21 protein-coding genes are annotated in these 23,011 nt (G+C 72.6%); 9 read left to right on the top strand and 12 right to left on the bottom strand.

The features are described from left to right. Positions 1-13: 13 nt before the first annotated feature. A complete protein-coding gene (gene rsmH, locus VGD70_RS00005; protein WP_331076754.1) occupies positions 14-967 on the bottom strand; it encodes a 16S rRNA (cytosine(1402)-N(4))-methyltransferase RsmH in 954 nt (317 codons plus the stop codon). A gap of 180 nt (positions 968-1,147) precedes the next feature. Next, entirely contained in the window at positions 1,148-1,579 is a 432-nt protein-coding gene (gene mraZ / locus VGD70_RS00010; protein WP_260192729.1) for a division/cell wall cluster transcriptional repressor MraZ, read from the bottom strand. Positions 1,580-2,008: 429 nt separating this feature from the next. Here mraZ and VGD70_RS00015 point away from each other — a divergent pair, with 429 nt between their 5' ends. The 3 genes from VGD70_RS00015 to VGD70_RS00025 are packed head-to-tail and all read left to right on the top strand — an operon-like array spanning position 2,009 to position 6,953. After that, entirely contained in the window at positions 2,009-3,151 is a 1,143-nt protein-coding gene (locus VGD70_RS00015) for an AAA family ATPase (protein WP_414637860.1), read from the top strand. Positions 3,152-3,169: 18 nt separating this feature from the next. Beyond that, positions 3,170-4,456 carry a DUF58 domain-containing protein gene (locus VGD70_RS00020; RefSeq protein ID WP_331076822.1) on the top strand — a complete coding sequence of 429 codons (1,287 nt, stop codon included), beginning with the start codon at positions 3,170-3,172 and terminating at the stop codon, positions 4,454-4,456. 52 nt (positions 4,457-4,508) lie between these two features. Beyond that, the gene (locus tag VGD70_RS00025) at positions 4,509-6,953 is read left to right on the top strand and encodes a DUF3488 and transglutaminase-like domain-containing protein (RefSeq protein WP_331076758.1); all 2,445 of its coding nucleotides are present in this window, start codon (positions 4,509-4,511) and stop codon (positions 6,951-6,953) included. A gap of 22 nt (positions 6,954-6,975) precedes the next feature. Here the strand turns inward: VGD70_RS00025 and VGD70_RS00030 are convergent, their stop codons facing one another. The 3 genes from VGD70_RS00030 to VGD70_RS00040 form a co-directional block, all read right to left on the bottom strand. Next, the gene (locus VGD70_RS00030; protein ID WP_331076760.1) at positions 6,976-9,525 is read right to left on the bottom strand and encodes an FAD-dependent oxidoreductase; all 2,550 of its coding nucleotides are present in this window, start codon (positions 9,523-9,525) and stop codon (positions 6,976-6,978) included. Between the two features lie 122 nt (positions 9,526-9,647). Further along, positions 9,648-11,219: an aldehyde dehydrogenase family protein gene (locus VGD70_RS00035; RefSeq protein ID WP_331076762.1), complete on the bottom strand. Its 1,572-nt coding sequence runs from the start codon at positions 11,217-11,219 to the stop codon at positions 9,648-9,650. Positions 11,220-11,362: 143 nt separating this feature from the next. Further along, positions 11,363-11,764 carry a DUF3040 domain-containing protein gene (locus VGD70_RS00040; protein WP_331076763.1) on the bottom strand — a complete coding sequence of 134 codons (402 nt, stop codon included), beginning with the start codon at positions 11,762-11,764 and terminating at the stop codon, positions 11,363-11,365. Positions 11,765-11,980: 216 nt separating this feature from the next. Between VGD70_RS00040 and VGD70_RS00045 the strand changes: the two genes are divergently transcribed. From VGD70_RS00045 to VGD70_RS00055, 3 genes are all read left to right on the top strand, one after another. Beyond that, complete coding sequence (locus VGD70_RS00045; RefSeq protein ID WP_331076765.1) at positions 11,981-12,988, top strand: PHP domain-containing protein; 1,008 nt, start codon at positions 11,981-11,983, stop codon at positions 12,986-12,988. A 43-nt stretch (positions 12,989-13,031) separates the two neighbouring features. Beyond that, positions 13,032-13,238 carry a hypothetical protein gene (locus VGD70_RS00050; RefSeq protein WP_331076767.1) on the top strand — a complete coding sequence of 69 codons (207 nt, stop codon included), beginning with the start codon at positions 13,032-13,034 and terminating at the stop codon, positions 13,236-13,238. A gap of 62 nt (positions 13,239-13,300) precedes the next feature. After that, positions 13,301-13,996 carry a Sir2 family NAD-dependent protein deacetylase gene (locus tag VGD70_RS00055; RefSeq protein ID WP_331076824.1) on the top strand — a complete coding sequence of 232 codons (696 nt, stop codon included), beginning with the start codon at positions 13,301-13,303 and terminating at the stop codon, positions 13,994-13,996. On the opposite strand, the gene VGD70_RS00060 is transcribed toward VGD70_RS00055, so the two are convergent. Beyond that, positions 13,983-14,378, bottom strand: coding sequence for a hypothetical protein (locus VGD70_RS00060; protein WP_331076769.1), 396 nt, complete (start codon positions 14,376-14,378; stop codon positions 13,983-13,985). The two genes, VGD70_RS00055 and VGD70_RS00060, sit on opposite strands and share 14 nt — an antisense overlap. 97 nt (positions 14,379-14,475) lie before the next feature. Here VGD70_RS00060 and VGD70_RS00065 point away from each other — a divergent pair, with 97 nt between their 5' ends. Further along, positions 14,476-15,447 carry a penicillin-insensitive murein endopeptidase gene (locus VGD70_RS00065; RefSeq protein WP_331076771.1) on the top strand — a complete coding sequence of 324 codons (972 nt, stop codon included), beginning with the start codon at positions 14,476-14,478 and terminating at the stop codon, positions 15,445-15,447. A gap of 5 nt (positions 15,448-15,452) precedes the next feature. Here the strand turns inward: VGD70_RS00065 and VGD70_RS00070 are convergent, their stop codons facing one another. Further along, complete coding sequence (locus VGD70_RS00070; protein WP_331076773.1) at positions 15,453-16,709, bottom strand: DNA polymerase IV; 1,257 nt, start codon at positions 16,707-16,709, stop codon at positions 15,453-15,455. Between the two features lie 29 nt (positions 16,710-16,738). Then, on the bottom strand, positions 16,739-17,464 hold the full coding sequence (locus VGD70_RS00075) for a class I SAM-dependent methyltransferase (RefSeq protein ID WP_331076775.1): 726 nt from the start codon (positions 17,462-17,464) through the stop codon (positions 16,739-16,741). Between the two features lie 47 nt (positions 17,465-17,511). Here VGD70_RS00075 and VGD70_RS00080 point away from each other — a divergent pair, with 47 nt between their 5' ends. Continuing rightward, positions 17,512-18,408 carry a ParA family protein gene (locus tag VGD70_RS00080; protein WP_331076826.1) on the top strand — a complete coding sequence of 299 codons (897 nt, stop codon included), beginning with the start codon at positions 17,512-17,514 and terminating at the stop codon, positions 18,406-18,408. A 4-nt stretch (positions 18,409-18,412) separates the two neighbouring features. Here VGD70_RS00080 and VGD70_RS00085 read toward each other — a convergent pair whose 3' ends face one another. Beyond that, on the bottom strand, positions 18,413-18,745 hold the full coding sequence (locus VGD70_RS00085) for a hypothetical protein (RefSeq protein ID WP_331076777.1): 333 nt from the start codon (positions 18,743-18,745) through the stop codon (positions 18,413-18,415). A 496-nt stretch (positions 18,746-19,241) separates the two neighbouring features. Then, positions 19,242-20,120, bottom strand: coding sequence for a hypothetical protein (locus VGD70_RS00090; protein WP_331076778.1), 879 nt, complete (start codon positions 20,118-20,120; stop codon positions 19,242-19,244). A gap of 42 nt (positions 20,121-20,162) precedes the next feature. Between VGD70_RS00090 and VGD70_RS00095 the strand changes: the two genes are divergently transcribed. Continuing rightward, positions 20,163-21,170, top strand: a complete 1,008-nt coding sequence (locus tag VGD70_RS00095; protein WP_331076780.1) for a quinone-dependent dihydroorotate dehydrogenase — start codon at positions 20,163-20,165, stop codon at positions 21,168-21,170. Between the two features lie 54 nt (positions 21,171-21,224). Here the strand turns inward: VGD70_RS00095 and pspM are convergent, their stop codons facing one another. Further along, entirely contained in the window at positions 21,225-22,076 is an 852-nt protein-coding gene (gene pspM, locus VGD70_RS00100) for a phage shock envelope stress response protein PspM (RefSeq protein ID WP_331076782.1), read from the bottom strand. Positions 22,077-22,108: 32 nt separating this feature from the next. After that, complete coding sequence (locus VGD70_RS00105; RefSeq protein WP_331076784.1) at positions 22,109-22,960, bottom strand: PspA/IM30 family protein; 852 nt, start codon at positions 22,958-22,960, stop codon at positions 22,109-22,111. Between the last annotated feature and the right edge of the window lie 51 nt (positions 22,961-23,011).

The following is a 23,011-nucleotide window of genomic DNA, read 5'->3' on the forward strand; positions in this document are numbered from 1 at the left end:
CGGGTCGGTGCCGTCATGCTGCCGCCTCCACAATCCGCTCTGCCGCACGCAGCCGTACCGAGGCTGCCCGCGGGTTGTGCTCCAGCTCCTGCTCGTCGGCCTGCTCCGCGCCCCTGGTGAGCAGGCGCAGCTGCGGGCCGTGCCCCGGCAGCTCGACCGGGACCCCCGGCGGCGTCCGCGACTTCGCGAGCTCGGCCAGCGCCCGCTTGACCAGCCGGTCCTCCAGTGACTGGTAGGACTCGACGACGATCCGGCCACCCACCCGCAACGCGGACAGCGCCGCCGGCAGTGCCCGCCGCAACGTGGACAGCTCGCCGTTCACCTCGATGCGCAGCGCCTGGAACGTCCGCTTGGCCGGGTGCCCCCCGGTCCGCCGGCTGGCCGCGGGCACCGCGTCGTAAAGCAGCTCGACCAGCCGGCCGCTGTACGCGAACGGCTCCTGCGCCCGGGCCCGGACGATCGCGTCGGCGATCCGGCGGGCGAACCGCTCCTCGCCGTAGTCACGCAGGATGCGGGCGAGGTCGGCGGCCGGATAGGTGTTGAGCACCTCGGCGGCGGTGAGCTCGGCAGTCGGGTCCATCCGCATGTCCAGCGGCGAGTCCCGCGAGTACGCGAAGCCGCGCTCGGCGACGTCGAGCTGCATGGACGACACCCCCAGGTCCATGAACACGCCGTCGACCACGCGGTGGCCGAGGCGGCCGAGCACCTCGGGCAGCTCGTCGTAGACGGCGTGCACCAGGTGCACCCGGTCGCCGTGCCGGGCGAGGCGCTCGCCGGAGCGGGCCAGGGCGTTGGGGTCGCGGTCGAGACCGATGAGGGTGAGCGACGGGTGCGCGGACAGCAACGCGTCGGCATGGCCGCCGAGCCCGACGGTGGCGTCGACCAGGACAGCGGAACGGTCGGCGAGCGCGGGCGCGAGCAGTTCGAGCACCCGGTCCAGCAGCACCGGAACGTGCGCGGCAGCCATTGAGTCACCCCCTTCCCGCGTTTCGTCGCAGGACGACAAGTGCGTCGGAACGAACGGGTGCCGCCAGGTCCCCGCCCGCTCGTCGAACCTGGCACCGGGGAAGGTGCGCCAGGGCCGAAAGCGAGCGGACCGAGGCCTCACGGCACCCGCGTCCCACCGGAGAAGCCCGGAGCGCCGGGGTCAGAACACCCCGGGGAGGACCTCCTCAGCGGCCTGGGAGTAGCTGTCCTCGTGTTCGTCCAGGTAGGTCTGCCACGCTTGCGCGTCCCAGATCTCCAGCCGGGTGATCGCACCGATGACCACGCACTCCTTGGTGAGCCCGGCATAGCGCCGGAGCTCCGGTGCGACCGCGATCCGCCCCTGCCCGTCGGGTCGCTGCTCGTCGGTTCCGGCGAACAGGTACCGCTGGTAGGCGCGAACCGCCTCGTTCGTGAGGGGCGCCGCGGCCACCTTGCGTGCCATCTCCTCGAACTCCGCCCGTGGGAACACGTAAAGGCAGTGGTCCTGGCCCTTCGTGACCATCAGCCCGCCCGCGAGCGCGTCTCGGAACTTGGCAGGCAGCGTGAGCCGCCCCTTGTCGTCCAACTTGGGGGTGTGCGTGCCAAGGAACATCGGCCACCCACCTCCCCACCGGCCCTCGCGGGCCAGTCATGAGGCCCCCTTCCGCCCCACTTGTCGCCACCGTACCCCACTTTTCTCCACAGTCAACGGCGAACCGGCCGGACCGATCATGAAGTCACCCGTGTTTCCGCAGGTGAGCAGGGTGGGGGGAAGGTGGGGGACGGTGGTGGGTCTCCCCCGACCGGGTGCCCGGACGGGCGGCTTCGACTGCCCGATGAACCACTTTCGGGCGTCACGCGTCCTCGGGTGGGGGTGCGTGGGGGGCCTGCGGGGAGTCCCGGGTGGGGCGTGGTGGGGAATCCGAAAAGATCCGGAACACGAACCGGCCGGGAGGCGTAGACAATGGAGAGGCCACACTTCTCATCGGTTTGACACACTTCAGAGAAGGCTTGCGCCGAAGTAAGAGCACCAGGAGGTCGCGTGACGTCCAGTACCCCGCCATCGGCGCTGCCCGGCAACCCCTACGCAGCGCCCGGCGGTGACCCGTACGCAACACATGGGACCGGCGGGGTCAACCCTCCGCACAGCGCCCATTCCACTGGCTCGTCGGACACGCTGAACAACAACCACTACCGGCCGGCCACGCCGCTGGACGAGCTGAACGCCACCGCCCAGCGCATCGCCGCCAACGTCGAGCGCGTCCTGGTGGGCAAGCCCGAGGTCATCCGGATCGCGCTCGTCACGCTGCTCGCCGAGGGCCACCTGCTGGTCGAGGACGTGCCGGGGGTCGGCAAGACGTCGCTCGCCAAGGCGCTCGCCCGGTCCATCGACTGCACGGTCAGCCGCATCCAGTTCACTCCGGACCTGCTGCCCAGCGACGTCACCGGGGTGTCGATCTTCAACCGGCAGACCAACGAGTTCGAGTTCCGCCCCGGCCCCGTGTTCGCCAACATCGTGGTCGGCGACGAGATCAACCGCGCCTCCCCCAAGACCCAGTCCGCGTTGCTGGAGTGCATGGAGGAGGAGCAGGTCACGGTCGACCTGAACACCTACCACCTCGAGCTGCCGTTCATGGTCATCGCGACGCAGAACCCGATCGAGATGGAGGGCACCTACGCCCTGCCCGAGGCGCAGCGCGACCGGTTCACCGCGCGCGTGTCGATCGGCTACCCCGACCCGGCCGCCGAGCTCGCGATGGTCGACGAGCACGCGGGGCACAACCCGCTGGCCGACCTGCAGCCCGTGTCGCACGCGGACCAGGTGCGCGGCCTCATCGAGACGGTGCGCGGGATCAAGCTGTCGCCGGACGTGCGCCGGTACGCGGTAGAGCTGGTCTCGACCACCCGCCGGCTGCCGGAGGTCCGCATCGGCGCGTCGCCGCGGTCCACCCTGCACCTGGTGCGGGCGGCCCGCGCGCAGGCGGCGCTGTCCGGCCGCGACTTCGTGGTGCCCGACGACATCCACGCGGTCGCCGTGCCCGTCCTCGCCCACCGGCTGGTGCTCACCCCGGAGGCGCAGGCCGGCCGCCGGTCGACCGCGGAGCTGATCCGCTCGCTGGTGCAGCGGGTGCCCGTGCCGCAGGCGGCGCCGGACCCGAGCGCGCACTGGGCCAGGAACAGGTAGCCGGCCGTGGCGCGGCCGGTGCGCGGCGCGCTGTCGGGGTTGACCACGCGGGGCAGGTGCCTGCTGGCCGCCGGGCTCGCCGCCGCGCTGTGCTCGATCATCCTCAACGAGCGTGATCTCCTGCGCGTGTCGGTCTTCGTGGTCGCGCTGCCGCTGCTCGTCTGCTTCCTCACCGCGGTGGCCCGGGTCGGGCTGCACGCGGAGCGCCAGATCGTGCCGGTCCGGGTGCCGGTCGGCGGGCGGGCCGAGGTGTCGCTGCACGTCCGCAGCACCGGGCGGTTGCCCACCGGGGGGCTGCTCGTGTCCGACGGGGTGCCGTACTCGCTCGGCGGCAAGCCGCGCTTCCTCATCGAGCACCTCCCCCGGCACACCGGGACCCGGCTGCGGTACGCGGTGCAGCCGATGCTGCGCGGCATCCAGCAGCTGGGCCCGCTGAAGGCCACGATCACCGACCCCTTCGGGCTGGCCGAGTTCGAGCGCGAACTCGCGCACACGTCCCGGCTCATCGTGGTGCCGCGGGTGGTGCCGCTACACGGCGTACCCGGCGGGTCCGGCCTGGGCTCCGGCGACGACGGCTCGGTCCGGCTGGCCGCCGGCCAGGGTGAGGACGACGCGATCGTGCGCCCGTACCGGCAGGGCGATGACCTGCGGAAGGTGCACTGGCGCTCCACCGCCAAGCGCGACGAGATGATGGTGCGCGTGGAGGAGCGCCCGTGGCGGGGCGGCACCACCGTGCTGCTCGACCACCGGGGCACCGCGCACCGCGGCGCCGGCACCACCTCGAGCCTGGAGTGGGCGGTGTCCTTCGTCGCGAGCATCTGCCTGCACCTGCACCGCTACGGCCAGCGCATCCGGCTGGTCACCGAGACCGGCCGGCTGATCGTCAGCGACACCGGCGACGGCAGCCACAACGACAACGCGGTGCTCGACGCGCTCGCCGCGCTGCAGCCCACGCCGCAGCGGGAGATCGACGCGCGCACCGACCCCGGCCACGGCCAGGAGCTGATCGCGATCCTCGGCGCGACGAGCCCGGAGTCGCTGAGCCAGGTGATCGGGCAGCGCGCCCGCGGCACCCGCAGCCTGGCCGTCCTGCTGGACACCGCGGCGTGGGGTGCGGCCACGGACACCGGTGACGACGCCGGCGACGTGGACACGGACATCGACGGGGCCACCGCGCTGCTGCGCGGCGCCGGCTGGGGTGTCACGGTGGCCCGCCCGAGCATCCCGATGACCGCCACCTGGTCCACGTTGTGCCGCAGCCACGGCACCCGCAACGACTCCTTCATGAGCGGGTTCGGCCAGTGACCCTGCCCGCCGTGACCCCGCCCGCCGTGCCGCACCGTCCCGGAGTCCCTCAGTGAGCGCACCCACCATCGCCCCGCCGAACCCGCCGCCACCGTCGCCGCGGCCGCAGCCGGGGGAGCTCACCGCGGCGCAGTGGTCGATGACCGTCACGCCGGTGGTCGCGGCGGTCACCACGCTGTGCGCGTCGCTCGCGCTCGCCGGGGTCATCGACGGGCTGCGCTGGTGGGGCTACGCCGGGGTGGCGGTCACCGTGGTCACCGCGGTCGGGCTCGGGCTGCGTGCGGTCCGCACGCCGATCCTGCTCGTCGGGCTCATCCAGATGTTCGCGCTGCTGTGCCTGCTGGTCGCGTTGTTCACCGACAGCGGGATCCTCGGCCTGTTACCCGGGCCGGCGGCGGTCACCGAGCTCGGCGACGTGCTGCGGACCTCCATCGAGGTCGTGCGGACCGGGGTGCCGCCGGTGGAGGCCACGTCCGCGGTGCTGTGCCTGGTGGTCATCGCGATCGGCCTCGTGGCGGTCCTGGTCGACACGCTCGCGGTGTCCGCCGGCACGCCGGCCGCCTGCGGGCTGGTGCTGCTGTGCGTCTACGCGGTGCCCGCCTCCCTCGCCGACGCGATGCTGCCCTGGTGGGCGTTCGTGCTCGGCGCCTTCTCCTTCGCCGCGCTCCTGGCGGTCGACGGCGCGCACCGGCACCAGCAGTGGCGCAACCGGCCCATGGTGCAGGGCACCAGCGGCGGGGTCGGCTCGCCGGCCGCGCTCGTGTCCGGCGCGGTCGCGATCGCGTTGTTCGCCGGGGCCACGGTCACCGTCATCGGCACGGTCGGCCAGCTGCCCGGCGGCCAGAACGGCGGCGCGTCCGACGGCCTGGGCCTCAACCCGTTCACGTCGCTGCGGGGCATGCTCAACCAGGAGGCGAACGTCGAGCTCTTCCGGATCCGCAACCTCGGCGACCAGCCCCGCTACCTGCGCGCGCTCACGCTGTCCCAGTACGACCGCAACGGCGGCTGGCGGCCGCCGCAGGGCCTGCCCGCCGGTGAGCCGGCCAACCGCAGGCTGTCGCCGCCGGACGGGCTGCCGGAGAGCTACGGCCCGAACCAGTCCGTCGAGATCGAGATCGAGTCGGTGCGGTCCAACGACACCTGGGCGCCGTTCTTCGGCATCCCGCTGCGGATGCGCGACCTGCCGGACGACATGCGCTACGACCCCGTCGGCGGCATGATCTACGGCCCCACCAAGCGCCAGCTCCCCCGCTACACCGAGCAGGCCGACCTCAGCCAGCCGTCGGCCGCCCAGCTGCGCGCCGCCCGGCCCGCCCTGCCCGGCGACGTGCGGGAGGAGTACCTGGTCCGCGACGGCATCAACGAGCGCGTCGTGGCGCTGGCGAACGACCTCGTCCAGGGCCACGCGACGACGCTCGACAAGGTCGACGCCATCCAGGCCTATTTCAGCCCGGGCAAGGGCTTCGTCTACAGCACCGAGACCGCGGCCGGCAGCGACGAGACCGCGCTCGAGGACTTCCTGTTCAAGAGCAAGTCCGGGTTCTGCGAGCAGTACGCGTCGTCGATGGCGATCCTGCTGCGGGCGGCCGGCATCCCGTCCCGGGTCGCGATGGGCTACACGGCGGGCTTCGAGTCCGGCGACTACCGGTCGATCACCACGCAGAACGCGCACGCGTGGGTCGAGGTGTTCTTCCCCGGGTTCGGCTGGGTGCAGTTCGACCCGACGCCGCTGACCGACGGCACCACCTACACCCCGCCCTACGCCTCGGAAAGCGGTGCGTCCGGGCCGCGGGACGACCCGTCGACCTCGACCAGCCGGTCGACGACGCCGGCCGTGCCCACCGGGCCGAGCAACAACCCGCAGGACCCGCAGAACACCCAGGCCGGCGGCGGGGGCAACAACCCGGGCCAGGCGTCGTCGCCGACGTGGCTGTGGCTGACGATCGGCGTGGCCGTCGGCCTGTCGATCGTCGCGACCACGCTCTCGCTGAACGGCCCGGCCCGACGCCGGCGGCGGGCGATGCCGGTGGCGGCGGGCGCGTGGACGCTCACCGTGGTGCTCCTGGCGGCGCTGGTCTCCTGGTGGCTCGCGGCGCTCGTGCTGGTTCTGCTGCTCGCCGGGGCGCCCGGGCTCATCCGCGAGCGCTTGCGGCTGCACCGGCGACACGAGGTGCACACCAACGGCGCGAGCGCGGCGTCCTCGGCGTGGGCGGAGCTGCTGGCCGAGTCCACCGACCGCGGCGCGGAGGTCAACGACACGGAGACGGTCCGGGTGGCCGCCCGCCGCCTGGCGAACGAGCACGGCCTGGACGACGACGGCAAGCAGGCACTGCGCACGGTGGTCAGCGAGGTGGAGCGGTCCTGGTACGGCGGCAGCACCGCGCCGGACCCGAACCTGGCCCCGGCCTTCGACCGCCTGATGGCGGGACTGCGCCGCACCGACCCACTGGGCTGGCGGGCGAAGCTGCTCCCCCGCTCGATCCTGCGCCGCCGCTGAGACGCGCCCCCGGCGTGGTGGGTCAGCGGACCGTCAGGCCGTCGAACACCGCCCGGCCCGGTGTGGTGCTGTGCGCGCAGCTGAGCACCCCGACGTCCTGGGTGGGCGCCGCGGACGGCAGGTCCACCGCACCGACCTGACGCCACGTCGTGCCGCCGTCGACGCTGACCGAGCCGGTGAAGCGGGTGCCCGCGCGGGCCAGCCGCAGCCGCGCCGGGTACGGGGTCGGGGTGAGCTCGAGGCGGGCCACGCTGTCGAGCGTGCCGTCGCCGTCGGCGTCCCACAGGAGCAGGAAACCGTTGGCGGGCTTGGCAACCAGCGCGACGTAGCCCGTGGCGGAGCCCGGCGCGCGCAGGTCGTTGCGGAACGCCAGGCCCGCCCGTGCGTTGGGGTCTGTCGCGTCCTGGGACACCAGCGTCACCTCCGCGACCGACGCCGGGCCGCCCGCGCCGGGGCGCAGGATCGCGCCGTACTCGTCGATGCCCGTCCACAGGTCCCGGCCCGCCGCCACGACCGCGAGCCGCGCGCCCCGCTGGCCGAACGACGCCGCCGTCGACGCGGCCGTCACCAGCGGCGCGACGACCGGCTCGGCGATGCGCACGGTGCGCGACGCCGAGTACGACACCGGCCCGCCGGCCACGTACCCCGCGGTCGCCGAGAGGACGTCCGCCTCGAGCAGCTCGGCCGGCGCGGTGGCGGTGACCGTCCACTCGGCGGCGAAGGTCGCCCCCGCCGCCAGCGATGCCGCCGTCGTCGGGCCGGCCGGCGCGGACGACCAGCCGGGCGGGACGCTCAGCGACAGAGCGACGTCGGTGAGCGCGACACCCTCGGTGTTGGTGACGGCGACCGTCACCGGGAACGGCTGGCCGGGCGCGGGCGCGTCGGGCGCGTCGACGGCCACCGGGCCCTGGCCCGGCGGCCACGTGAGGACCATCCCGTCGGCGATCAGCGCGCGGCGCAGCGCCGGGTAGCCGACGTCCTGCACGGCCACCCCGTCGCGCAGCGCGAGGTCGGCGGCGGCCGCCGCGGCGTGGCCCAGCAGCATGAACACCGGCTCCATCCGCACCGAGCCGAACGCGATGTGCGAGGCCGACAGCGCCACCGGCACCACGAGGTTCGCGCATTCGCCACGCGCCGGGACGATCGCCCGGTAGGAGATGCCGTACGGCCCCGCCGGCCCCACCTGCACGTCGCCCTCGTTGCGGGCCGCGCCGCCGACGACCACGCGGGCGCAGTTGTGCGAGTCCATGTTGTAGGAGGCCAGCCCGACCGGGTCCGGCGCGGTGACCGCCCACCGGCAGTCGTGCTCGGTCACCACGTAGTCGGCGACCATCCGCCGGCCCTCGCGGATGTAGAGCTCGTGCGGCCAGCCGCCGGTCTCGGCGAACTCGTCGGCCGGCAGGCCCCACGCGCTCACCTCCGCGCGCACGGCGGCCGGCACCGCGGGGTCGTTGGCGAGGTAGTGCAGCAGGCCCTGCTGGTAGCGCACGTGGTCCTGGAAGATCTGCTCGCGGGTGGCGTGGTCGCCGGCCGGCCAGGCGTAGTTGCGGCCGATGTTGTCGGTGCTGACCGCGCCGTTGTTGTTCAGGTCGGTCTTGCCGTTGGGCATGGGCGTGTTGAGCCGCAACGCGTCCCACACCCCGGCGGCGAGGTAGCGGCGCAGCAGCTCGTAGCGGGCCGGGTCGTAGCCGGGCGGGCGCGGGAACGGGCGCCGGTCGGCGGCCTTGGTGAGGCAGACCCGGAAGTTGAACGCCTGGATGCGGTGGTCGCCCGCCCCGGGGGTGCCGGCCGGGCCGGGCTGGACGCCGGGCAGCAGGCCACTCGCCGGGTTGCCGGGCGTGCGGTAGGGGTCGATCGTGCGCTGGAACTGGTGGCCGGTGCGGATCTGCACGCCGTTGAGCGTCTCGCCGTAGGTCGCGTTCGGCTCCCGGCCGACGGCGAAGCTGACCCCGGCGGCGGCCATCAGGTCGCCCTCGTAGCTCGCGTCGACGAACACGCCGGCGCGGAAGATCTTGCCGTTCTCGGTGCGCAGCGCGGTGATCCGGGTGCCGGCGCGCTCCACGCCGGCCAGCCGGTGCTCGCGGTAGACTGGGATCGACTCCTCGGCCACCCAGCTGTCGAAAACGCCCTCGGCGACGTGCGGCTCGAAGCCGAACGACTCGGGCCGGCCGTAGTGCGCGCCCACCCGCCGGTAGAACTCCCGGGACAGGCCGCCGATCGCGTCGATGCGCCCGGAGTCGGTGGCGCCGAGCCCGGACGCGGTGAGCCCGCCGAGATGCCGGCCGAACACCACGAGCACGACCGACCGCCCGGCCCGCGCCGCCCGGACGGCGGCCGTGACGCCGGCCGAGGTGCCGCCGTAGACGCAGATGTCGCTGGTGATCAGGCCGGGCGAAGGCGGGACCGGGTAGTGGTAGCGCAGCCCGGGCGCCCGCCAGCCCGCCGGTGTCCCCGCGCCCGCCGGCGAGTGCGCGGGCCCGCCCGGGCCGGTCGACGCGGCGGCCCCGGGTTGGCCGGCCGCCAGCCACAACGCCGCGGTCCCCGCCCCCGCGAGCACGGTTCGCCGAGTCACTCGGTGATCATCCACAATCCCGCACCCGCCCTTGGGTTGGAACCAGCCGACTTTCGCAACGTAGCAACAAAAGTCGGCTGGTTCCAAGCAAAAGTCGGGCAATGCGGCGAACGGTGGTGCGGTCAGACCGCCGGGTAGCGGTTGTAGTCCGGGAAGTTGCCGTACAGCAGCTCGTCCACGGGGCCCTGGGTGACCGCGTGCACCAGGTGGACGCCACCCACGAACGCGCCCTTCCACGAGCCGCCGCGGCCGCCGAACGGCTCCGCCCGGTCACCGCGGGAGCGGGGCTTGTTCACGCCGACCTTGAACGCCTGCACGTGCTGCGCCAGGTCGTCGGCGAGCTCGGCGTCGTCGCAGGCGATGCTGGCCACCAGGGCGCCGTTGGACGCGTTCATCTGCGCCAGCAGCTCCGCCTTGGTGTCCACGACGACGATGGTGTCGACCGGGCCGAACGGCTCCTCGTGCATCAGCCGGCTGGCCCCCGGCGGCGCGAGCAGCGCGGTGGGCGCGACGTAGGCCGACGTGTCCTGGCCCGGGAGGAACCGGCCCTCGTCGAGCGAGCCGCGGTAGAGCGGCACGGCGCCGTGGTGCAGCGCCTCGTCCACCCGCTTGCGCAGGTCGGTGGCCTTGGCCGAGGAGATCATCGGGCCGAAGTCGAGCACCGGCAGCTCGGGCTTCTTCTCGTCGGCGTCGACCGCGAGCGGGTGCCCGAACCGGATCGACTGCACCACAGGGAGGTAGGTCGCGAGGAAGCTGTCGACCAGGTCGCGCTGGACCACGAACCGCGGGTAGGCCGTGCAGCGCTGCTTGGCGTACTCGAAGCCCTTCTTCAGGTGCGCCGAGAGGCCCTCCCAGTCGGAGAACTCCCAGATGCCCCAGCAGTTGAGGCCCTCCTGCTCGAGCATGTGCCGCTTGCCGGTGTCGACGAGCTGCGCGGCGACCTTTCCGCCGTTGTCGCGGCCGCCGACGAACGCGAGCGCGCCGATCTCCATCGATCGCACCAGCGCGCCGGACAGCTTCGAGCCGTCGCCGGAGAGCAGCGTGACCGGCAGGCCGGCGTCGTTCATCAGCGCGTGCGCCAAGGTGAGGCAGACCGCGCCGCCCTGGGTCGGCGTCTTGGCGACCACCGCGTTGCCGGCGAGCAGCTGCACCAGCTCGGCGTGCACCAGCACGGACATCGGGTAGTTCCAGCTGGCGATGTTGCTGACCGGGCCGGACAGCGGCGTGCGCTCGAACGGCCGGCCGTGCGCGTCGGTCGAGAGCATCTCGTCGATGTTGTCGACGTACCAGCGCACGCCGTCCAGGGCGCGGTCGACGTCGGCGCCCGCGAGCTTCCACGGCTTGCCGATCTCCCACGCCAGCAGGAGGGCGAGGTCGTCGCGGGCCTCGGTCATCGCCTCGACGGCGGCGGTGACCCTGGCCTTGCGCTCGGCCAGCGGCACCTGGGCCCACTCGCGGTGCTGCTGGTGCGCGGCGGCCACCGCCTTCAGCGCGGTCGGCTCGTCTACTTTGGACAACTGGCCGATGGTCGTCTGGTCGACCGGGGAGACCATCGGCGATCGCTCACCGGCCTCCTGCCAGCGCCCTTCGTACAGGTTGCGCAGACGGTCACCGGCAAATCCGGCAGGGGCCACCTTGGCGACCCGCTCGGCCAATCGCGTCCACTGTGCGTGTTCGGGAATCCGCAGACCCACGGCGTACCTCCATCAAGCTGACGGGTGCCGTACTGATTTTGCCTCAGGGGTTCTCGGAAAACACTCGTGTTGCGGCTGACATCACGCGCACAAGATCGTCGGGTGCCCAGGGGCGCCCGACGATCTCAGCCGAAGCCAGCGGTCTATGGCTCCTCGTCGAACCGCTTGCGGAAGCGGTCCTCCATGCGCTGCGAGAACGAGCTGCGGCGAGCCTTGGCGCCACCGCCCTCGGACTCCCCGGCGCCCTCCTCACCCTCGCCGCCACCTTGTCGTAGGGCGGAGAGCGTGAGCAGCGCACCGAAGAACATGACCAGGAAGCCGAGCAAACTGACTACCGGGACGCCGCCAGGCCTCAGCGGCAGGATGACTCCCAGTACCAGAAGTGCGACACCCAGGACGAACAGCGCGATGCCTTGCAGGCGTCGGCGTCGTGAGGGACGGCGCAAGCGGGCACCACGCACCGTGGATGCGAACTTGGGATCCTCGGCGTAGAGCGCACGCTCAATCTGGTCGAGCAGTCGCTGCTCGTGCTCGGAGAGTGGCATTCGTTCCTCCTCCGGCACAGCGGTCGCGAGCGCCGGGCGATCACGGTCTTGGCCGCCAGACCCGGCGGGCGCCCCGCTCCGGGGGCGTCACCCTCCAGGATACGAGCCGCGAGCCTCCGCGACTACCCGATCCGGAATCATGGTCGTATGCATCAGCAAAACCCGGCCACTTCCGAGTGTGTCACGAGCCCGCTCGAGCCTCGTCAGGTGGGTTGAGTGGACCCCGTTCGGGCTCTTCGCCAGATCGCGTTTCTCCTCGAACGCTCGGGCGAGCCGACCCACAAGGTGCAGGCGTTCCGGCGCGCCGCGGCTGTCGTCGAGGGCATGGCCGAGGGTGAGCTGGAGGACCGGCTGCGCGCCGGAACGCTCGCCGACCTGCCCGGGATCGGCCGCTCCACGGGGGCCGTCATCACCGAGGCTGCGGCCGGCGAGCAGCCCGCCTACCTGGTCAAACAGCTGTCCGGCGGCCTCCAGCCGGTGGCCGGCGGCGAGGCCATGCGCGACGCGCTGCGCGGCGACTGCCATACCCATTCGGAATGGTCCGACGGCGGCAGCCCCATCCGCGAGATGGCCGAGACCGCGATCTTGCTCGGCCACGACTGGATGGTCCTCACCGATCACTCCCCCCGCCTCACGGTCGCCAACGGCCTGTCGGCGGCGCGGCTCGAGCAGCAGCTCGACGTTGTGGCGGAAATCAACCGCGACCTGGCACCGTTCCGCGTCCTTTCGGGCATCGAAGTGGACATCCTGGACAACGGGGCGTTGGACCAGACGCCGGAACTGCTAGGCCGACTGGACGTCGTCGTCGCCAGCGTGCACTCGAAGCTGCGAATGTCGAGCGCGGAGATGACCGACCGGATGATCGCCGCCGTCGAGAACCCGCACACCGACATCCTCGGCCACTGCACGGGCCGCAAGGTCCGCGGCCGGGGCCGCCCCGAGTCCGAGTTCCGCGCCGAGGACGTGTTCGCCGCCTGCCGGGACGCGGGCGTGGCCGTGGAGATCAACTCCCGCCCGGACCGCCTCGACCCACCCCGCCGCCTCCTCTCGATGGCTCTGGACATGGGTTGCGTGTTCGCCATCGACAGCGACGCGCACGCCCCGGGCCAGCTGGACTGGCTGCCCTACGGCTGCGAGCGCGCCGAGGAGTGCGCGGTGCCCCCGGACCGGGTGATCAACACGAGGACGGTGGACGAGCTCCTCGAGTGGGTCGCCCGCACCTGAGGCGGCACTTACGCAGGGCGACGGCACCGCCGTGGTGCGCGAGGTGATCGACGACGACTTCGGCCCGGGCAACGGCCACGGCAGCTACCGCGGCTTTCCCGGCGGCGCGAACCCGTTGGCGCGCACCGGGCTCACCGTGCTCGTCGCCGGGAGCGCGGTGGCCGCCACGGCTCCACCGGTGTCGGCGGACGGCGGGGGCGGATACTCCGGTGGCGGGGTCGGTGGCGGCGGAGGCGGTGGGAGCTGGTGAGGGAGCCGGACGAGCTGGCGGACGCGGTCGCGGTCGTCGGCGAGGCGTCGCGGGTCGTGGTGATGTCGGGGGCCGGCATCTCCACGGAGTCCGGGATTCCCGACTTCCGCGGGCCCAACGGGCTCTGGACGCGGAACCCGGGCAGCGAGCGCATGTCGAGCCTGCAGGCCTACCGCGACGACCCCGCGGTGCGGCGGCAGTCCTGGCAGGCGCGGCTCGCGCACCCGGTGTGGGACGCCGAGCCGAACGCCGCGCACCGGGCGGTCGTCGAGCTCGAGAAGGCCGGGCGGCTGCTGGCGATCCTCACTCAGAACATCGACGGCCTGCACCAGAAGGCCGGCTCCAGCCCGGCGCTCGTGCTGGAGCTGCACGGGTCGATGTTCGACACGGTCTGCCTCACGTGCGGGGACCGGCGGCCGATGCGGGCGGCGCTGGACCGGGTCGCCGCGGGCGAGGGCGACCCGGAATGCCTGGTGTGCGGCGGGATTCTCAAGTCGGCGACGATCTCGTTCGGGCAGGCGCTCGACGTCGACGTGCTCACCCGGGCGCGCGACGCGGCGATCGGGTGCGACCTGATGCTGGTGGCCGGCAGCTCGCTGGCCGTGCAGCCGGCCGCGGGGCTCGTCGGCCTGGCGGCGCGGGCCGGTGCGGCGGTCGTGATCTGCAACGGCTCGGAGACACCGTACGACTCGCTGGCCGCGATCGTGCTCCGGGACCCGCTCGGGACGGTGTTGCCCGCGCTGGTCAGGGAATCGTGAGGCCGGCCTGGCGCAGGGCCTCCTCGACGCGGAGGCGTTCCAGCTCGCGCTCGATGCCCTCGGGCAGGGCGTCGAGCCGGTGCGGGACGTCGACGGCCGCGCACGCCTGGCCCAGCAAGGCGTCGTAGGCCTGGCGGGCGGCCTGGCGGCGGACGGCCGGGGTGCCGGGCGGGCACTCGGCGAGCGAGCGGTGGACCCGGCGGAGGTCGGCGGCGAGGCGTTCGATGGGCGGCGCGGTGACCGCCGGCAGCCGGCGGCGCCGGATCCGCTCGCCGACCCCGTCGACGACGTGCGGCATCCGCAGCAGGATCCAGAACAGCAGCGTCGGCGCGATCACCGCGACGGCGAACAGCAGGACGTTCGCCACCGGAATGTCCGCCATGCCCGGTGACTCTAGTGCACGGGCAGGTCGGATGAGCATCAGTGAAGACCTAACGGACACAGTTACATTCTGGGTTGACCTTCACCATAATGTGCTCATGGTCACTCTTCGCCGTTCCGCGCTGGCCCTCGCGGCCGCCGTCGCCGTGGTGGGCTCGCTACTGCTGAGCTCACCGGCGAGCGCGTACTCGAACGCGTTCTTCCACACCCAGAGCGCGGGCAACCGGGGCGCGGACGTGCTGGCGCTGCAACACTTGCTGGTCCACCGCGGCCAGTCCACGCCGACCGACGGCGTGTTCGGGTCGTCGACCACCGCTGCCGTGCGGGCGTTCCAGACCGCGTCCGGGCTCGGCGTCGACGGGATCGCGGGGCCGCAGACGTGGGGTGCGCTGGTGCCGCAGATCAGCGAGGGCGCCAGCGGGGCGGCGGTGCGGGCGCTGCAGGTGGAGCTCAACGCGAAGCGCCGGCTTTCGTTGCCGGTCAACGGGATCTTCGACGCCGCGGTGACGTCGGCGGTCCGGTCGTTCCAGACCCACGCCGGCATCGGGGCCGACGGCGTGGTCGGCCCGACGACGTGGCGGAACCTGGTGTGGCACTACGACTACCCGGACTTCGCGGCGGGCATCTGCGACCAGGACCCGGACGGCAACGGCACGGCCGCGAACTGGGCGACGGCGGCGGCGACCGCGCAGTTGGAGCAGGCGGCGCGGTCGTTCACGGGACACGGCCAGGTCCCGCTCGGCGATGCCGGCTTCGAGCACGGCGGCAGCATCCCCGGCCATTCCAGCCACGCCGTGGGCCTGGACGCCGACGTCTGGCCGATCCGGACCGACAGCGCCCAGTGCACGGCGGGCCGGATCACCTGGCAGTCGGCGACCTACGACCGCGCCGCCACCCGGGCGCTGGTCCAGGCGATCCGCGCGGCGGCACCCGGGCACGTGAAGCTGATCCTGTTCAACGACCCGACGCTGATCAACGAGGGCCTGACCACCCAGTACGCCAACCACGACAACCACCTGCACGTCCGCTACTGCGAACGCGTGCACCCGAACAGCCTGTACGTCTGCTAGCCCGTTCAGCGACCGGTCGTGCCGGATCCGTTGCGGCCCAACAGGGTGGCCGGGCCGACGGCGGCGCCGCCGAACTTGGCGCGGGCCTGGTCGGCGGCCTGGTCGGCGTCGCGCCAGCCGCGTTCCGGGGCGTCCAGGAACAGTTGCTGCGCGCCCTCCTCCCCCAGCTGTTCCATGCGCACCCCGATGAGCCGCACCGCGCCCGGCGGGGTCTGCTCGTCGAGCAGGCGGCACGCGGTCCGGTAGATCTCCTGGGTGACGTCGGTGCCCACGGACAGCGTGCGGGACCGCGTGATGGTGGTGAAGTCGCCGAACCGCACCTTGATCGACACCGTGCGGCCGCGTAAGCCCCGCCGGCGCAGCGACGCCGCCGTGCGCTCGGACAGCCGCAGCAGCTCCTGCTTGAGCACGTCGCGGTCGGTGTGGTCGACCTCGAAGGTCTCCTCCGCGCCGACCGACTTCTCCACCGACTCCGGCTCGACCACCCGGTCGTCGTGCCCGTTGGCCAGCGCGTGCAGGTGCTCGGCGGCCGCGTTGCCCAGCGTGCGGCGTAACCGTGGCAGCGGCGTGGCGGCCACGTCGCCGACCCGGTTGAGCCCCACCTCGGCCAGCCGCTCCGCGGTGCGCTTGCCGACCCCCCACAGCGCCGACACCGGCAGCGGGTGCAGGAACGCCAGCACCTCACCCTCCGGCACGACCAGCATGCCGTCCGGCTTGCACAGCCCCGACGCCAGCTTGGCCACGAACTTGGTGGCCGCGATCCCGACCGAGCACGTGATGCCGTGCTCCTCGGCGACCCGGGCGCGCACCTGTTCGGCGATCTGGCCCGGGGTGAGCCGTAACCGCCGCAGCGCGCCCGCCACGTCGAGGAACGCCTCGTCGAGGCTCAGCGGCTCGACCAGCGGCGTGACGTCCCGGAAGATCGCCATGACCCCGGCCGAGACCTCCTGGTAGAGCGGGAAGGTGGGCGGCAGGAACACCGCCTTGGGGCAGAGCCTGCGGGCGTGCGCGGTGGGCATGGCGGAGCGCACGCCGAACGTGCGCGCCAGGTAGTTGGCCGAGCTGACCACCCCACGCCCGCCGGTGCCGCCCACGACCACGGGACGGTCACGTAGCTCCGGCCGCTCGCGGATCTCGACCGACGCGTAGAAGGCGTCCATGTCGACGTGCAGCACCGCACAGCCGGTGTCGTCCGGCCACACGCCGTCGCGTGCCTTGTAGCGGTCGACGAGACCGCGCGGCAGGTCCCCACTGCGCCCCATGTCAGAAGCCTCTCAGAGGGGTCCGACAATCACGGCACGCGGCGCGCCACGGCGTGCAGCCGGCTCGCGATGTCCCGCAGCGGCGCGGTGCCGGCCAGGCGCAGCTCCAGCTCCGCGAGCGCCTGCTCGGCACCGGAGTCCTGCTGCAGCACCGAGCCCGGCACCAGGTCGGTGAGCACACCCTGGCCCTGCAGCAGCTCGACGACCAGGCCCGCGTCGGTGAGCAGCCGGGTGAGCCCGGCCGTGTCGAACCGGCGCAGCAGCTGCTCGGTGGGCAGCCGCCCGGTCGGGTCGTCGGCGAGCCGGCTCGCCTCCGCCAGCCGGCCGGCGATGGCCCGGTGCAGCAGCGCGGCGGTGCGGTTGGCCACCAGCACCGACACCGCGCCGTCCGCGGCAAGCGTGTCGACCATGGCCGCGATGGACTTCTTGGGATCGTCGACGACCTCGAGCAGGCCGTGCGCGAGGACGAGGTCGGCGCTGCCCGCCGCGACCACCTGGCCGAGCGCGTCGCTGTCGGCCTGGACGGCGGTGATCCGGTCGCCGACGCCGGCCTCGCCGGCCCGCCGCGACAGCGTCGCGAGCGCGTTCGGGTTCGGCTCCACGACCGTCACCACGCAGCCCGCCGCGGCCAGCGGCACCGCCAGAACGCCGCTACCACCGCCGACGTCGAGCACGCGCGGCGGTTCGCCACCCCGGCGGCGACGGGCGGCGGCCAGTTCGGCGTCGAGCGAGTGGCGAACTGCATCCGGTCGCATGAACGGGAACTGTAGTGCGGGGCACCGGGACCCGTAGGGTGGCCAGCGTGCAAACGGTGGCGGTGCTCAGCCTCAAGGGTGGTGTCGGCAAGACCACCATCGCGCTCGGCCTCGCGTCGGCCGCGCTGCGCCGGGGCGCGCGCACGCTGGTCGTCGACCTCGACCCGCAGTGCAACGCCACGGCCACGCTCGACCCCGACGACACCAAGGCCACCCTCGCCGACGTGCTGGAGACGCCCCGCCCCGCGGTGCTGCGCGACGCGATCGCGCGCAGCGGCTGGGGCGAGGAGGTCGACGTGCTCGTGGGCTCGGAGAGCCTCGAGCTGCTCAACGACCAGGACCCCGACCCGCGCCGGCTCGAGAACCTGAGCCGCGCGCTGCGGGAGCTGGGGCCGCTGCTGGAGGACGACCAGCTGCCCTACCAGCTCGTGCTGCTGGACTGCCCGCCGTCGCTGGGCCGGCTGACCCGCTCGGCGCTCATGGCGGCGCACGGCGCGTTGCTGGTCACCGAGCCGACGCTGTTCGCGGTGTCCGGCGCCCAGCGCGCGTTCGAGGCGGTGGAGCGGATGCGCGAGGAGCACAACCCCGATCTGTCGCCGCTGGGTGTGGTGGTCAACCGGGTGCGGCCGCAGTCCTACGAGCACCAGTACCGGATCGCCGAGCTGCGTGAGCACTTCGGCCGGCTGGTGATGCCGGTGGCGCTGCCGGACCGGCTCGCGGTGCAGCAGGCGCAGGGCGCGTGCGTGCCGATCCACCAGTGGGGCACGCCGGGTGCGCGGGAGGTGTCGCTCGCGCTGAACCTGCTGCTGGCGCGGGTGTTGCGCACGAGTGGGCGGGGCCGGCACCGGACCGAGAGCTGGCCGGACACCGACAGCGACTCCGCCAACAGCTCCGCGGACGAGAACGAGGGTGACAACGACCGCAACGTCGTCGTCGACAACTGACCCGCTACTCGATGCAGATCAGCGACGTGCACCTCGTCGTCGTGGTCGTCGGCGGGTGCTGCGTGGTCTGCGGGGGCGGCTGAGCCGGCGGCGTGGTCGTCGTCGTGATCACCGGGTCGTTGTTCCGCGCGGTGGTCGTCGTCGTCGTGGTGGTCGTCGTCGTGGTCGTGGTGGTGGTCGATTTCGCCGCCGACGAGGACCTGGCGATCGTGGTGGCCGCGACGCTGGGGCGGGCCTGCTGGCCGGGCGGCACCGGTTCGACGGCGGCCTGCTCGTCCGACGACGGACGGCTTCCCAGCCCGGTGAGTACCCCGGTCGCGAACAGCGCGGCAGTCACGGCGCCGACGACGGCCCCGACCGCCACCCGACCGTGCGCACTCTGCAAGGGGGACCCCATAAGGATGGCCCTTCGGGCTCGTCCAGCGACTGCCGGTAGTGGAGAGCCGAATCTACCATCCCCCAATCGGGGGAGACTCCGTCGACAGGCTGACGCAGTGGGCGTTCAGCCGTGAGTTGAATCGCGCTAAATATCTTTGCCGAGATGCCCGTGGCGGACGTAATCTCGCGGTACACGAGAGAGGAGGTGGTCCAACGGTGAATTTCCATAGGACTCGTGAGGTGGCTGTCCGCTAAGGACCACCGACCGGACATGGTTTGGCCGGCTGCGCAACACGGCTGACACTGGTTCGTCCAGTGCCGTAGACGCGCGGTGTGGTCGGCGAATACCAGGCAGTCACCCGGCCCTCGGAGCTCTCAGGGACCCAGTCCGACCCTGAGCCTGCACACTTCGGTGCGCAGGAGCCGGCCCGAGGGCCGTTTTTTATTGCCCGGGATCAGCGGCCGGACAGGTCCTCCAGGGCGCGTTCGGCCTGCTGGACCAGGCGCCAGGCCTGGCTCGCGCGCTTCTCGGCGTCCTTCACGGACCTGCTCGCCGAGCCGACGCGTCGGCGGCCCTCCTTCTCGCGCTTCTCGGCGGCGTCGAGCTCCTCGTAGACGCGGCGCACGTCCTCGCTCGCCTTGTCCGCCAGGCGTTGCGCCTCGGCCAGGATGCGTTCCTCCTCGGCCCGGTCCGCCTCGGCCTCCTTCACCGTCGAGCGGGCGGCCTCGAGGTCCTCCTTCGCCTTCGCGAGCTTCTTGTCGCGCTCGGCCTTCTCCCGGTCGGACAGCTCGGCCTTGGCCTTGGCCGGGCGCGCGGGGCGGGGCGTGGGCGCCCGGTCACCGGTCACGTCCGGCCACGCGGCGGCCGCCGCGGCCAGCTCCTTCGCCGACGTCAGCCGACCGGCCAGCAGCACCCGCGCCACCTCACCGTCGGCGATGGCGGTCGTGAAGATCTCCTCCAGCTCGCGGGTGACCGACTCGGTCAGCGGCGCGCCGTTGAGCTTGCCGGCCTGCTGGACGAGCGTGCCGACGAGCTTGGTCCGCTTCTGCGACAACGTCTTCAGGTCCGCGCCGGCGAGGTTGGCATGCGCCTCCCGCAGCGCGTCGCCGACCTCGGCGACCTGGTCGACGGCCGAGTCCGCGTCCCGGGCGAGCTGGTTGGCCAGCCACGCCGAGGTGGTCGGCTTGGCGAGCTTGTCGATCGCCGCGGCGACCTTCGGCTCCCCCACGTCCTTGGCGGCTTTGGCCAGCTCCTTGCGCCGCGGGGTGAAGTCCTCGCGCGAGCCCGCGTAGAGCTCATCGGCCGCGGAATCCAGATCGACAGTGTCGGACACACCACCATCTTGGTGCCTGGGCCGCGATGAAACGATATGCGGGTGGTCTACCAGCACGTTGTGCGTCGCGCACTGTTCCGGATGGGCGGTGGCGACCCCGAGATCGCCCACGAGCGCACCGTCGCCACGCTCGCCCGGCTCGGCACGCTCCGGCCGGTCACCGCCGCGATGCGCCGCTTCTACGGCGGCGCGTCCCCGCGGACGGTGTTCGGCCTGCGGTTCCCGGGCCCCGTCGGGCTGGCGGCCGGCGTCGACAAGAACGGTGTCGCGCTGCGCGGCTGGCCGGCGTTCGGCTTCGGCTTCGTCGAGGTCGGCACCGTCACCCAGCATCCGCAGGCGGGCAACCCGCGGCCGCGGCTCTATCGGCTGCCGGCCAGTGAGGCCGTGATCAACCGGATGGGGTTCAACAATCTCGGGGCCGCCGCGCTGGCCGAGCGGCTGCGGCGGGTGGGGCCGTCGCCGGTGCCGGTCGGGGTCAGTATCGGGAAGTCCAAGGTCACGCCTGTGTCTTCGGCCGTCGCTGACTACCTCGCTTCGTTGCGGCTCTTGTTGCCTTACGCCGACTACTTCGCCGTCAACGTCAGTTCGCCCAACACGCCTGGGTTGCGGGGGTTGCAGGACCGGTCCTCGCTCGACTCGTTGTTGGGCGAGTTGGTCGGGGCGGCCGAGGGGCGGCCGTTGTTGTTGAAGATCGCTCCTGACCTGTCCTGGGGTGCCGTCGAGGATGTGTTGGACGTGTGTTCCTCGCGGGGGGTGGCTGGGCTCATCGCCACCAACACCACGCTCTCCCGGTCCGGGTTGGCGGTTGAGGACGCCGCCGTCGGTGAGCAGGCTGGTGGGCTGTCGGGGCGGCCGCTCACCGCGCGGGCTCTGGAGGTCGTTTCCTTTGTTGCCAAGCAGACCTCGTTGCCCGTCATCGGGGTCGGTGGCATCCATACGCCTGACGATGCGCTGCGGATGTTCGATGCCGGGGCCAGTCTGGTGCAGCTCTATACCGGGTTCATCTATCACGGGCCCGGGTTGGTTCGGCGCATCAACCGCTTGCGCTGACCCCGCGGCTGGTTCGTTGGCCGGTCCCGCTCGTCACGGCTCCCGGGTCTTCCCTCAGCCTGCGGCGTCCGACAGCTCCCGCAGCGCTACCGCCAGGCCTGCCAGGTGGTCCGTGGCCTCGGTCAGTTCCTGCTTCGGGCCCGGGGCGGAACTCGCGGCCACCACGCGACCGGCCGCGGCCACCAGGCTTCGGTAGCCGTCCAGGCCCTCGTCGAGCTGGGCGCGCAGGCGCTGGATGCCCTCGATGAGCGGGCCGCGCTCCAGGGGCGGGGCGTGGTCGCGGGCCAGCTCCACCGCCACCAGCTGGGCCGACACAGCCCGCAGCGCGGTGGCCGCCTCGTTGCTCGTGGCCTGGGCCTGGGCCACTGACTCCAGGGGGACCGAGGCCGGCATGCCGGCATTGCCCGACAGCTGGGCCAGCACCTGGCCCAGCGCCTTCTCCGCGTCCGCCAGGCGCTGCATCGGCTCGCGGGCCGCCGAGCCCTTCGGGGGCAGGGCCATCGGGCCGGAAGCGGCCACCGTGGCCATGCCCGCGGGCGGGTTCCTCGTGTCGAACTCGCGCTGGGCGTTCTTGGCCAGCATGAGCTTCAGCATCGAGCGGAAGGCGATCGTCGCGGAGATGAGGGTGGCCACTATGGCACCTACCGCGGCCGTGCCTTGGCCGTCTGCGACCGCTCCGGTGAGTACGCCCACCACCAGGACCAGGCAGATCGCCGTGATGAGTGACCACGCCGTGAGCCAGCGGGACGCCCACACGCGCTTGCGTTCGAGCCGGCGCCGTTGCCGCTCGATGCGGACAGCCTCGTCGCCGCGGCGGGTCCAGGCCTCCTGGACCTGCTGCACGACCTGGCTGTTGAGGTACCGGTTGGCTAGCTGGGTGAGCTGGTGCAGCTCCCGTCCGCGCATCGCGCCGACACCTCCTCAGGAAGAACCGACTATCAGTTGGCCTGCCCGTTCGTCTTCTGCTCCTGGGCGACCCGCTGAGCGATCTCGGCCTCGACGTTGCCCGAGCCCGCGGCGGGCGTGGACTTGGCGGACGACCCGCTGGTGACCTGCGGCGTGACCGACCCACCGGCCATCGACGCACGGATCTGCTCCAGGCGGGAGTGGCCGGCCATCTCCGTGGTGGACGCCTGGACCTCCATCATCCGGCCCTGCACCGAGTTGGACGCCAGCTCCGCGGAACCGAGCGCGGTGGTGTACCGCTTCTCGATCTTGTCGCGGACCTCCTCGAGCGACGGCGTGTTGCCCGGCGCGGCCAGCTCGCTCATCTGGTTCAGCGACTTGGAGACCTGCTCCTGCATCTTGGCCTGCTCGAGCTGGCTGAGCAGCTTGGTGCGCTCGGCGAGCTTGTTCTGCAGCATCATCGCGTTGCGCTCGACCGCGGTCTTGGCCTGCGTGGCGGCCTGCAGCGCCTGGTCGTGCAGCGTCTTGAGGTCCTCGATGTCCTGCTCGGCGGTGACCAGCTGCGTGGCGAACGACTGGGCGGCCTGCTCGAACTGGGTGGCCTTGGCGTCGTCACTCTTGGACCGCGCCTCGTCGGCGAGGACCAGCGCCTGGCGCGCGGAGGCCTGCAGCTTCTCCACGTTGCCGAGCTGGCGGTTGAGCTTCATCTCCAGCTGCCGCTGGTTGCCGATCACTGCGGCGGCCTGCTGGGACAGCGCCTGGTGCTGCCGCTGGGCCTCCTCGATGGCCTGCTGGATCTGTACCTTGGGGTCGGCGTGCTCGTCGATCTTCGACGAGAAGGCCGCCATCAGGTACTTCCAAGCCTTCACGAACGGGTTGGCCATCTCCTCCGCCTGCCTTCTCCGTGCTGGTGCCTACTGGCAGCTGCCCACCGC

Origin of the sequence: Actinophytocola sp., assembly GCF_036402745.1 — a bacterium.
Classification (GTDB): Bacteria; Actinomycetota; Actinomycetes; order Mycobacteriales; family Pseudonocardiaceae; genus Actinophytocola.